At 59.8% G+C, this 12292-nt stretch carries 11 protein-coding genes; all 11 read left to right on the top strand.

Features of this window, described 5'->3' with window-relative positions:
• The first annotated feature begins 13 nt into the window (after positions 1-13).
• A complete protein-coding gene (gene lepB / locus M4NBBH2_RS01265) occupies positions 14-826 on the top strand; it encodes a signal peptidase I (RefSeq protein ID WP_116269389.1) in 813 nt (270 codons plus the stop codon).
• A gap of 70 nt (positions 827-896) precedes the next feature.
• A complete protein-coding gene (gene lepB, locus M4NBBH2_RS01260) occupies positions 897-1784 on the top strand; it encodes a signal peptidase I (RefSeq protein ID WP_116269388.1) in 888 nt (295 codons plus the stop codon).
• A 25-nt stretch (positions 1785-1809) separates the two neighbouring features.
• Positions 1810-2514: a ribonuclease III gene (rnc, locus tag M4NBBH2_RS01255; RefSeq protein ID WP_116269387.1), complete on the top strand. Its 705-nt coding sequence runs from the start codon at positions 1810-1812 to the stop codon at positions 2512-2514.
• 45 nt (positions 2515-2559) lie between these two features.
• Positions 2560-3510 (top strand): GTPase Era, encoded by a 951-nt coding sequence (era, locus tag M4NBBH2_RS01250; RefSeq protein ID WP_116269386.1) that lies wholly within the window; start codon positions 2560-2562, stop codon positions 3508-3510.
• Between the two features lie 9 nt (positions 3511-3519).
• Complete coding sequence (recO, locus tag M4NBBH2_RS01245) at positions 3520-4272, top strand: DNA repair protein RecO (RefSeq protein ID WP_116269385.1); 753 nt, start codon at positions 3520-3522, stop codon at positions 4270-4272.
• Between the two features lie 76 nt (positions 4273-4348).
• Entirely contained in the window at positions 4349-5413 is a 1065-nt protein-coding gene (gene nagZ / locus M4NBBH2_RS01240) for a beta-N-acetylhexosaminidase (RefSeq protein ID WP_116269384.1), read from the top strand.
• 186 nt (positions 5414-5599) lie between these two features.
• Positions 5600-6802: a nicotinate phosphoribosyltransferase gene (gene pncB / locus M4NBBH2_RS01235; RefSeq protein WP_116269383.1), complete on the top strand. Its 1203-nt coding sequence runs from the start codon at positions 5600-5602 to the stop codon at positions 6800-6802.
• Between the two features lie 273 nt (positions 6803-7075).
• Positions 7076-8503 (top strand): sodium:proton antiporter, encoded by a 1428-nt coding sequence (locus tag M4NBBH2_RS01230; protein WP_116269382.1) that lies wholly within the window; start codon positions 7076-7078, stop codon positions 8501-8503.
• A gap of 159 nt (positions 8504-8662) precedes the next feature.
• Entirely contained in the window at positions 8663-10090 is a 1428-nt protein-coding gene (locus tag M4NBBH2_RS01225; protein ID WP_116269381.1) for a sodium:proton antiporter, read from the top strand.
• 213 nt (positions 10091-10303) lie between these two features.
• Positions 10304-11854, top strand: coding sequence for a 2-isopropylmalate synthase (locus M4NBBH2_RS01220; protein ID WP_116269380.1), 1551 nt, complete (start codon positions 10304-10306; stop codon positions 11852-11854).
• Positions 11855-12013: 159 nt separating this feature from the next.
• The gene (gene rpsO, locus M4NBBH2_RS01215; RefSeq protein ID WP_116269379.1) at positions 12014-12277 is read left to right on the top strand and encodes a 30S ribosomal protein S15; all 264 of its coding nucleotides are present in this window, start codon (positions 12014-12016) and stop codon (positions 12275-12277) included.
• Positions 12278-12292: the final 15 nt, after the last annotated feature.

Here is a 12292-nt window from a genome sequence, read left to right as displayed (position 1 = left end):
GGAAGCCATCGCCATGGACTACACGCTGCCAATCGCTCTGATCACCGCGGTGTCAGGCATCCTCTGGGTGCTTGACCGCTGGGTGTGGGCGCCCGCGCGCCATCTTTCATCCGGCGGCACGGCGCGGCAGCCGAAGTGGCTTGAGTACTCGGCGGGGCTTTTTCCGATCCTCTTCGTGATCTTTATCTTCCGGAGCTTTGTCGTGGAACCCTTCCGGATCCCCTCAGGCTCCATGGAGCCGACGCTGATCCCGGGGGACTTCGTCCTCGTGAATAAGTTCTCGTACGGGATCCGGCTTCCGCTCTCGCACCTCAAAGTGATCGACGCATCGTCGCCTGAACGCGGCGACGTGATCGTGTTCCGCTATCCGCCGAACCCGAAACTCGACTACATTAAGCGCGTGGTGGGGCTCCCGGGGGATGAGGTGGTGTATCTCGATAAGAAGCTCGTGGTGAACGGAGAACCCGCGCCGCTCACGCGTCCGCCCCGGAAAGCGGTTGAGGCCGCGAAGGGCTATAAACACAACTGGCAGATTCTCCGGATCGAGAAGCTCGGCGGGAAAAAGCACGCGATCGTGCTAAATCCCAATATCTCGTCCGAAGTGCAGCCCGTCGCCGGCATGAGCCCAACTGACAGCTGCCGCTACAGCCGCCGGGGCGTGGTCTGCCGGATTCCCGAAGGCCAGTACTTCGTGATGGGCGATAATCGGGACAATTCCGAAGACAGCCGCTACTGGGGGTTCGTCCCGGAAAAGAATATTATTGGCCGGGCGTTTTTCATCTGGGCCAATTTCCACAATATGAGACGGTTCGGCCGCATTCACTGAGAAATGTGCGGCTGCGGGCTTTCCGCCCGGCTCATCGAAGCAAGAATAAGAAAACTCTTAGGAGCAAGGAATGGATTTTCCTCTGATACTGCTGATCCTCACGGTCGTGACGGGCGTCTTCTGGTTCGGCGACATTTTCGTCTGGAAGAAGAAGCGCGCGGAAGCCGCGCGAGCTGCGGTGGCGGAGTTTGATGCCGCGCACCCCGGGATGGATCCGGCGGATCCGGTGCTCTCCGACGAACGGAAGGTGGTGGAGTACAAAGCGAAGCGTCAGCCGGTGTGGCTCGAGTGGACAGCGGGTCTCTTCCCCGTGATTCTGCTTGTCTTCGTGGTGCGCAGTTTCGTTGTGGAGCCGTTCCGGATTCCGTCCGGCTCAATGCTCCCGACGCTTCAGTCCGGTGACTTCATCGCCGTAAATAAGTACGAGTACGGTATCCGGTTCCCGGTGCTCAATACCAAGCTCACCGAAGGGACGAAGCCGAAGGCGGGCGACGTGATCGTGTTTGATCACCCGATGCAGCCGGGCACCGACCTCATCAAGCGTATCGTCGGGGTCCCGGGCGACAAGGTGGTGTACCGCGACAAGATCCTCTATATCAATGGCGTTGAGCAGCCGCAGAAACCGATCGGCGACTACGTGGATCAGGAATTCATGGTGACGCTTAACGAACGCCAGGAAACGCTTCAGGGCCACGTCCACCGCATGCTAGTGGATCCGCGGGCTCCGGACGCGACAACGCCGATGGAAGCGCAGACCCACCCGGGCCGTATTCACTATACGGATGCCGGTTTTGAGACCACGGTGCCTGCCGGCCACTACTTCGTGATGGGCGACAACCGCGACAACTCCGACGACAGCCGTTACTGGGGCTTTGTTCCGGAAGAAAATATTGTCGGCCGGGCGTTCTTCATCTGGCTGAACATCTTCCACATGTCCCGCGTCGGACACTTTGAATAAGCAGGAATACGAGGCAACAAAGACTATGCTAGAACTGCAGGAGCTGGAGAAACGGATCGGCTATCAGTTTAAAAACAGAGCTTTGCTGCGGCGCGCGACGACGCACCGCAGCTTCAGCGCGGATCATAACGAGCGGCTCGAGTTCCTCGGGGACTCGGTGCTCGGCTGCACGATCGGCTACGAGCTCTTCAAACTCGATTCGCACTTCAGCGAAGGGCGCCTGTCGCGCGTCCGGAGCAATCTCGTCTGCGAAAAGGCGCTCGACGAAATCGCGGCCGATGTCGGTATCAGCGATTTCCTCCTGATGGGCGAGGGTGAGGTGAAGTCAGGCGGCCGCACCCGCCCCTCGATCCTCGCGGACGCCATGGAAGCGGTCTTCGGCGCGGTGTTTCTGGACGGCGGTTTTGAGCAGGCTCAGACCGTCATCCTGAGGCTCTACGCGAAGATCCTCGCGGACCTCCCCGAACGCATGGGAAAAGACCCGAAGACGAAGCTGCAGGAGGTCCTTCAGGGGAATCACCTGCCGCTGCCGGCCTATCGGGTTGTGAGCTGCACGGGGCAGGCCAATTCGCAGACCTTTGTCTGCGAATGCGCGGTGGAGCATTTCGGCATTCGGACCGAAGGCACCGGCACGAACCGGCGTGACGCGGAGCAGCATGCCGCGGCGGCCGCTCTGAAGGCCCTTCAGGAGAAGCCTGAAGCGGCGAAACTGAAGCCGGCGTCTGCCTGATGGCGGAGCTCCGAGCCCTGAACCGTATTTCTGGAGAATATTGAGATGGCGAATGAAGAAAAGCAGGAAGACGCGGCACCGTCTGTCGTGATTCCTGAGGAAAGGCCTTACCCGAAGGGGTTCCGCTGCGGCTACATCGCCGTCGTGGGGCGCCCGAATGTGGGGAAGAGCACTCTGATCAACTACCTCGTGGGCGAGAAAGTCTCGATCACGAGCCACAAGCCGCAGACGACGCGTGACCGCGTGCTCGGCGTCCTGACGCGCGACAACGCGCAGTTCGTGTTTGTCGATACCCCGGGCTTTCAGAGCAAATATAAGGGCGGCCTGATTCACCACATGAATAATGTGGTGCGCGGCGTGCTCTCTGAAGTGGACGTCGTGTTCTTCGTGATCGACGCGATCGGCTGGAAGAAGGCGGATGAGGAAGTGCTCCGACTGATCCCGCGCGAAAGCACGGTGATCCTGGTGCTGAATAAGACCGACGAACTGAAGAACCGCGAGGCGCTCCTCCCGCTCATGGCGGAATCGATGCAGAAGTTCCCGTTCGCCGCGATCATTCCGACGTCGGCCAAGAAGGGCAAGCAGTGCGAAGAGCTTCTCGAAGAAGCGAAGAAGTATCTGCCGGAAGACGCTCCGTATTACGACCCCGATCTCTACACCGATAAGAGCCCGCGGTTCCTCGTCGCGGAAACGGTGCGCGAAAAGGCGTTCCGTCTTCTTGGCGACGAGCTCCCGTACGGGATCGCCGTGACGATCGATAAGTGGGATGAAACGGATAAGTCCGCGGAAATCATCGCGACGCTTCTCGTCGATAACGAACGGCACCGCCCGATCGTGATCGGCGAAAAGGGCGCGAAGCTTCGCGAAATCTCGCGTCTCGCGCGCGCCGACGTTGAAAAGATGCTCGGCAAACCCGTTCACCTCGAAGTCTGGGTCCGCGTCCGCCGCGGCTGGAGCGACGATATCCGCGCTCTGAAGACCCTGGGGTACGAGTAAACCGGAATCATGGCGGGAAACACGAATCCCCAGACGCTGCTAGGCGGGTACATCAACCGGAGGGGCGGTGACCGGGTAACCGGTGAACCCGCCTTTGTCCTCCGGATGGAGCCCTGGTCCGAAACGAGTCTTCTCGTCGACTTCTATACGCGGCACCATGGGCGGATCCTCGCCCGGGCCCGCGGGGCGAAACGTCCGACAAGCCCCATGCGGGGAATCCTCTCGGAATTTTCCCCGCTCCTCATCAGCTGGAACGGGAGCGGCGCGACAAAGACTCTCATGAAGGTGGAATGGATGGGAGGCTTTGCCCCGGTAGAGGGGGACTCACTTCTCTCCGCTTTCTACCTGAATGAGCTCCTTCTTCGGCTCACCCCGCGTGAGGATCCCGAGGAACGGCTTTTTGTCGCGTATTGGGACGCGCTTAAGGTGCTTGCGACCGAATCCGCGCCCCCCGCGATTGAAGCCGCGCTCCGCACGTTTGAGTTCCGGCTCCTTCGCTACGCGGGGTACGGTTTCCCTGCGGAGTTCCGCGACGGCTTCTATGTACTCCGGGGCGAAGAGCTCGTGTACGCCGGAGCGTCGGCGCCGGAGAGCGGTCCTTATTACGCGTCGGACACGCTGAAGTCCGTCGTAAAATTGGATTTCTCGAACCCCCTCTCGGCCTGGGCCGCGAAAAGCCTCTTCCGGGGCGTGATCGCGAGCCTCCTCGGAGACCGGCCGCTGAATACCCGCCGCATTCTCTCGGAACTGAAGAGACTCTGAGAGCCTGAGGGGACTCTCCCCGACGCGCGCCATCCGGAGGCGCGCATAGGGATTTAAAAACCGACTCATTGATTGACTGACTGAAAAGAATAGGAATAAAGGAATGCTGGGACCCGTAGTGATGGATGTGAGCGGCACGACGCTCACGGAAGACGACCGCCGCAGAATCGCGTCGCCGCTCGTTGGCATGGTGATTCTCTTCACGCGGAATTTTGAGAACCCGGAGCAGCTCCGGGCGCTCTGCCGCGAGATTCATGAGGCGAAACCCGGCGTTCTGATTTCGGTGGACCACGAAGGGGGCCGCGTGCAGCGGTTCCGCGACGGGTTCACGCGTCTTCCGGCGCTCGCCCAGTACGGCAGGATGTATGAGCATGACGCGGGGGAAGCGATCCGCGCCTCCTGGTCTCACGGCTACGTGCTCGCGGCGGAGCTCCTCGCGCACGGCGTTGATTTCTCCTTCGCACCGGACCTCGACCTCGACTGGGGTCACTCCTGCGTGATCGGTCACCGCTCTTTCTCCCGCAGCCCCAAAGTGGTCGCGGAACTCGCGCTCGCGATGATTGACGGTATGCACGCGGCCGGCATGGCGACCTGCGGGAAACACTTCCCGGGGCACGGCTGGGCGAACGCTGACAGCCATAAGGAGCTGCCGGAAGATACCCGGTTCCAGGCGGAAATCATTGGCCAGGACGCGAAGCCTTACGCGTGGCTTGGCTCTGCGCTCGACTCCGTGATGACCGCTCACGTGATGTATCCGGACGTGGATGCGATTCCGGCGACTTTCTCCAGCCGCTGGCTTCAGGATGTGCTCCGCGAAAAGTGCGGTTTCCAGGGCGTGATTTTCTCGGACGACCTCGCGATGGGCGGGGCGCTTGGGCTCGGCGGCATTGTGCAGCGGGCTGAGGCCGCGCTGCGCGCCGGGTGCGACGCGCTGATCCTCTGTAACGACGCTGCGCAGACAGACGACCTCCTCTCGGGGCTCGAGTGGAAGGCGACGCCGCAGTTCGCGGCCCGCGCTTCCCGCCTCTCGCCGCGGCGCGCGATCGAGTCGATGGAGTCGCTTCAGAGTGACCCGGTTTACGTTGACGCGAAAAAGCGGGTTCCCGCGACCGACGCGGATCTCGTCGACTGGGAAGAATAAATCCGGCCCCCGGCGCTAGGCAGAATGCCGGACGCCGGAATGGGGGACGGGGTCCGTCCTCCCCGGTCCCGCCCGCTGTGCGACAATGCGTAGGAAAGATAGAAACGCTCCGGAAGTGTCTTCAGCGCGCTGAACTCTTCCGGAGGCTGCCGGATTAATAGCCCCCAGAGCGGGGGAGGAGAAAGGATGATTATCGAGTCGCTCCTTGATACGGACCTCTATAAGTTCACGATGATGCAGTGCGTGCTGCATCAGTTCCCCGGCGCCATTGTGCGCTATCGGTTCAAGTGCCGGAACCACGGAGTGGATCTCCGGCCTTACCTCCGCGAAATCAATGAAGAGATCGATCATCTCTGCAGCCTCAAGTTCCCTGAGAGTGAGCTTGAGTATCTCGCGGGCCTTCGCTATATCCGGCGCGACTTTGTCGATTTTCTGAGCCTCTTCCACCTGAAGCGGAAGTACATCACGGTCACCGCGAGCGATGACTATGAGTGCGGCATCGATATTTCGATCGAGGGCCCCTGGCTCCACACGATTCTCTTTGAGATCCCGGTGCTCGCGATTGTGAGCGAAGTCTATTTCCGGCATCACGACCCGATGGATGGGTTCGCGGAAGGCCGCCGGAGGCTCGAGGAAAAGTGCCGCATGGTGCTTGAGGAACCGGATAACGACGGGCTCTTTATTTCAGACTTCGGGGCCCGGCGCCGCTTCTCCCGCGCGTGGCAGGAGTATGTGATCCGCTACATGTCGGATACGCTCGGTAGCCACTTCGCCGGGACGAGTGATGTGTTCTTCGCGAAGAAGTTCGGCCTCACGCCGATGGGAACGATGGCGCACGAATACCTTCAGGCCTGCCAGGCGCTCGGCCCCCGACTCCGCGACAGCCAGACGTTCGGTTTCGATATGTGGGCGAAGGAGTACCGGGGAGACCTCGGGATCGCGCTGTCGGATGTCTACGGTCTGAAGCCGTTCCTGAAAGACTTCGACATGTATTTCTGCAAGCTTTTCGATGGCGCGAGGAACGATTCCGGCGATCCGTTTGTCTGGGGCGAAGCGATGATCAAGCATTACGCCGCGAATAAGTGCGACCCGAAGAGCAAGACGCTGATCTTCTCAGATTCCCTCAATATCCCGAAGACGCTCGATCTCTACCGTCACTTCAAGCACCGTATCCGCCTTTCCTTTGGGATCGGGACAAACCTCATGAATGACGTGGGTCCGCAGCCGCTCAACATCGTGATCAAGATGATTGAGGCGAACGGTCAGCCTGTCGCGAAGATCTCGGATACGCCTGAAAAGGGCATGTGCGAGGATCCGACGTATCTCGCTTACCTCCGTCAGGTTTTCGGGCTGGATCCGAGAGAACCGGCGTCTCCCGCGTCGAAGTAAGACGCCTGTGGTTTCCGACCAGAAACAGAAGGACCGGCTTTTCAGCCGGTCCTTTTTTGTAGACCCAAAAAACTGGAAAGGTCCTGAATTTCTTTTGCATGAGCCGGAAATTTCATGTAAAACATACTTTCAGTGCGAAAAACTTTCGTTACAATCGAAATGCTGTCTCGCCACTGAAAGTCGCCCGGAGAGGCGTCTGCAAACTGTCCCGGTCACACCCCTGACAGCGCGTGTGGCCCGAGAGAGTTTCAGAACTCACCTGAGGAGCGATTGATGTTGTTACAAAGACTGGCTCGATACGCGCTGCCCCTGATGGCCGCGATCATGCCGGCAGTCTCCCACGCATCTGAGATGCAGGGATCCGATCTGTCCATCGTGTGGGCGATTCCGTTCGCCGGCATTCTTCTTTCCATCGCGCTCGTGCCGCTGATCTTCCCGGATTTCTGGCACAACCACTTCGGCAAGGTCTCGCTTGCCTGGGCCGCAGTGACGATTATTCCGCTCTCGCTCGCTTTCGGGCTTCATAACGGTATCGTCGCCCTGAATGAAGCGCTGGTGGGTGACTTCATTCCGTTTATTCTTTTCGTCGGCACGCTCTTTGTCGTGGCCGGCGGCATTCATATCAGCGGGAACTTCACCGGCCGCCCGGTCGGAAACCTCGCGTTCCTTATCACGGGCGCGGCGCTCGCGAACATCATGGGAACGACGGGTGCCGCGATGCTGATGATCCGTCCGCTTCTCAAGGCGACGGAGCATCGCAAGTATCGGATGCACACGTTCATCTTCTTCATCTTCATGGTGGCGAATATCGGCGGCTCGCTTACGCCGCTGGGCGACCCGCCGCTCTTCATGGGGTTCCTGCGCGGCGTGAGTTTCTTCTGGACAGCGCAGCATACGCTGATCCCGATGCTTACCGCGATCGGCATTCTCTCCGTTGTTTACCTCGTGATCGACAGCATCTGCTGGAAGAAAGAGCATCCGAACGGCGCTCCGATCGTGGATACGAAGCGCGGTGAAAAGGCCGCGATTCAGATCCGCGGCGGCATCAACTTCATGATCCTCGCAGTGGTGATCGGCGCGGTGCTGCTTTCCGGTGTCTGGAAGTCCGGTTTCTCCATCACGTTCTTCGGCGTGACGCTCACCGGTCAGGGGATGGCCCGCGACGCGCTTTTCGTCCTCTGCATCATCGCCTCTCTCATCCTGACCCCGAAAGAGGTCCGCGAGAAGAACCAGTTCTCCTGGGATCCGATTTTTGAAGTGGCGAAGCTTTTCGCCGGCATCTTCGTCTGCATGGGGCCGGTGCTCGCCATGCTGAAGGCAGGGTCCTCGGGCGCTTTCGCGCCGCTCGTCGCGCTCGTCTCGAACTCGGACGGAACGCTTAACAATTCCGCCTTCTTCTGGCTCTCCGGCGCTCTCTCCTCGTTCCTTGACAACACGCCGACCTACCTCGCGTTCTTTAACCTCGCGGGCGGTGATCCGACTGTGCTGATGGGAGCGGACGCGGTGACGCTGCTCGCCATTTCGCTCGGCTCTGTTTTCATGGGCGCGAACACCTATATCGGCAACGCGCCGAACTTCATGGTGCTCTCGATTGCCCAGAGCCGCGGCGTGAAGATGCCGTCGTTCTTTGGCTACATGGCCTGGAGCGTTGGGATCCTGATCCCGACTTTCCTCCTGATCGACTGGCTATACCTCATGTAAAAGTCTGCATGAGGGCTGCATAAACCTGTAGGATACTGAGAAGGCAGCTCAGGCGGTAACCCCGCCAGCCGCCTTCTCATTTTTTTTACCTGTTGGAGTTAATTTTTAGCTTCACTCCCCTAGAAGAAACCCAAATCAGAACCTCTGAGGAGCGATTGAATGACTTACAAGAACTGGACGGGAATTCTCGTCACCCTGGCCTCGGCCCTCGCGCCGGCAGCGGCTTACGCCTCTGAAGGCCATGGCACGGAGTTTTCGCTGATCTGGGCAGTGCCCTTCGCGGGCATTCTGCTCTCGATCGCGATTTTTCCGCTGCTGCTTCCGAATTTCTGGCATCACCACTACGGCAAGGTGTCGCTCGCCTGGGCGGCTCTCGCCATGGTGCCGCTCGCTGCGGTGTTCGGCGTGCATGAAAGCGCGGTGCTTCTGAATGAAGCGATCGTGGGCGACTTTATCCCGTTCATTCTTTTTGTCGGCGTGCTCTTCGTGGTCGCGGGCGGCATTCATATCAAGGGAAGCTTCTCGGGCCGCCCGGTCGGAAACCTCGCGTTCTTTATCGTGGGCGCGGCGCTCGCGAACATCATGGGAACGACGGGCGCCGCGATGCTCCTGATCCGTCCGCTTCTCAAGGCGACCGAGCACCGGAAGTACCGCGTGCATACGTTTGTGTTCTTCATCTTTATCGTCGCGAATATCGGCGGTTCCCTCACGCCGCTCGGCGACCCGCCGCTCTTCATGGGGTTCCTGAGAGGCGTTGATTTCTTCTGGACCGCGGAGCATACGCTCCTCCCGATGGTGACTACGGTCGGGATCCTTTCCGTCCTTTACCTCATCATCGATACGGTCTTCTGGAAGAAAGAGCATCCGAACGGCGCTCCGGCACTGGACACCGTGCACGGCGAAAAAGCATCGATCCAGATCCGGGGCGGCGTGAACTTCATGCTGCTTGCGATTGTGATTCTCGCGGTGCTGATGTCGGGCGTCTGGAAGTCGGGGATTGAAGTGTCGTTCCTCGGCGTGACGCTCACCGGCCAAAGCATTGCGCGCGACACGATCTTCCTTCTCTGCGGGATCGCCTCCATCGTCCTCACGCCGAAAGAAGTGCGGAAGATGAATCAGTTCTCGTGGGAACCGATTTTTGAAGTGGCCAAGCTCTTTGCAGGGATCTTCGTCTGCATGGGGCCGGTGCTCGCGATGCTGAAGGCGGGGGCCGCGGGTCCCTTCGCACCGCTCGTCGCGATGGTGACGAACGCGGACGGCACGATGAATAACTCGGTCTTCTTCTGGATTACCGGCGCGCTCTCGTCCTTCCTCGATAACACGCCGACCTACCTCGCGTTCTTCAACCTCGCGGGGGGTGATGCCGGAGCCCTCATGACGCAGGGCGCTGCGACGCTTCTCGCGATTTCGCTTGGCTCCGTCTTCATGGGCGCGAACACCTATATCGGCAACGCCCCGAACTTCATGGTGGTGTCGATCGCGAAGGACCGCGGTGTCGCAATGCCGTCGTTCTTCGGCTACATGGCCTGGAGCGTGGGAATCCTCGTTCCTACCTTCATCTTTATCGACTGGCTATTCCTAATGTAAGGAGAGGCTCTGCGTCAGTATCGGACGCGGGCGCAGTGTCACACGCCCGCATCCCTCACGAGAAGAGAGCCTCTCACATACGCCTGATTCCCAACCCGGAATTGGGCGTTTTTCATATGTGCGTGATATTGTTATTTTCAATAACCAAACGGAGACGGATCCGGAGCGGGTTCCCGGAGAAAGCTCCTGAAAACACCTGATTGGAGGTTCTGAATGGACCAGCTTGTAATTTTTGACACGACCCTTCGCGACGGCGAGCAGAGCCCTGGCGCAACGATGACCGGGGACGAAAAAGTCCGCATCGCGCAGCAGCTGGAGCGTCTCGGGGTCGACGTGATTGAGGCGGGTTTCGCTGCGGCGTCGGTCGGCGATTTCCTCGCGATCCAGCGGATCAGCTCGCTCGTGAAGGAGTCGACCGTCTGCTCACTCTCCCGCGCGGTTGAGCGCGATATTGAGCGCGCCGGCGAAGCGATCAAGGGCGCTGCGCGGAAGCGTATCCACACGTTCATCGCGACGAGCCCGATTCATATGGAGATGAAGCTTCATATGACGCCGGATCAGGTGGTGGAGCGTGCCGTGAAGGCCGTGAAGCTCGCCCGTGAATACACGGATGATGTGGAGTTCTCGGCTGAGGACGCGTCCCGTAGCGATCCGGCGTTCCTCGCCCGGATCTGCGAAGAGGCGATCAAGGCCGGCGCCACAACGATCAACCTCCCGGACACGGTGGGTTACGCGATCCCTGAGCTCTTCGGGCAGTTCATCCTCGATATCCGCACTCGCGTCCCGAATTCAGATAAGGCGATCTGGTCCGTGCACTGCCACGATGACCTCGGCATGGCGACCGCGAATTCGCTTTCAGGCGTCCTGGTCGGCGGTGCGCGGCAGCTCGAGTGCACGATTAACGGCCTTGGAGAGCGCGCCGGCAACTGCGCGCTTGAGGAAGTCGTGATGGCGGTGAAGACGCGTCCCGATTACTTTAAGCTCGAAACCCGGATCAACACGAAGGAACTCGTGCCGACCTCGAAACTCGTCTCTTCTGTCACCGGTTTCCCGGTGCAGCCGAATAAGGCGATCGTCGGCGCGAACGCTTTCGCCCACGCGTCCGGTATCCATCAGGACGGCGTCATCAAGGCCCGCCAGACGTACGAAATCATGCGGGCTGAAGATGTGGGCTGGTCGAAGGACCGCATCGTGCTCGGGAAGCTCTCCGGCCGCAACGCCTTTAAGCAGCGTATCCAGGAGCTCGGCATTCCGGTGACGAGCGAAGTGGAAATCAATGAGGCGTTCCTCCGCTTCAAGGACCTCGCGGATAAGAAGAGCGAGATTTTTGATGAGGACATCCAGTCGCTCTTCGCGCCGTCAGGCTCCCACCCGATGAATAACTACTACGGCTTTGTGAGCCTCGATCAGAAGTCCGAGACGGGCGAGCGGCCGCACGCGAAAGTGGTGATGACGGAAGGGGGCGGCGAGATCACGACCGAAGCCTACGGCAACGGTCCGATCGACGCGGTCTTCAAGGCGATTGAGGCGCACGTGAAGTCAGGCGCCCGGCTTGATCTCTACTCCGTCAACGCGATCACGGGGACGAGTGAAGCGATCGGCGACGTCGTCGTGCGTCTTTCCTGCGACGGCCGTGTCGTGAACGGTGTCGGAGCCGATCCTGATATTATTGCGGCGAGTGCCAAGGCCTATATCGCGGCGCTCAACAAACTGAAGAAGGCGGATCCGGTGAACGCGCAGATCGGCGCGGTTCCGACTCCGTAAGAGAAGAAGGGTTTCCGCGTCAGCGAGCGGGGAGGGAAGAAGGAGAGAGCCGCCCCGCCGCTCTCTGCGGAAACTTTCTTTTTGCGCTACAATCAGCGCTTTCCACGATGCAGGTTCTAACACCTGTAATCGCTCGTTTTATTTTTTAAGGTTAGACAAATGTCTGAAATCAACAAGCAGGAAATCATCAAGCAGTATCAGCGCGCTGAAGGCGACAGCGGTTCTCCCGAGGTTCAGGTTGCTCTTCTCACGGCCCGTATCAATGGCCTGACCGAGCACTTCAAGACCCACTCGAAGGACTTCCACTCCCGCCGCGGCCTGCTCATGATGGTGTCCCGCCGCCGCAAGCTGCTCGATTACCTGAAGCGTACCAACGTTGAGAGCTATCGCAAGCTGATCGACTCTCTGGGTCTGCGCAAGTAATTTTGCATCTGCAGT

It is taken from the genome of Mesosutterella multiformis (genome assembly GCF_003402575.1).
GTDB classification, from domain to species: Bacteria; Pseudomonadota; Gammaproteobacteria; order Burkholderiales; family Burkholderiaceae_F; genus Mesosutterella; species Mesosutterella multiformis.
Note: the sequence above shows the minus strand (reverse complement) of the source record. Positions and strands in the feature narration are given on the sequence as shown.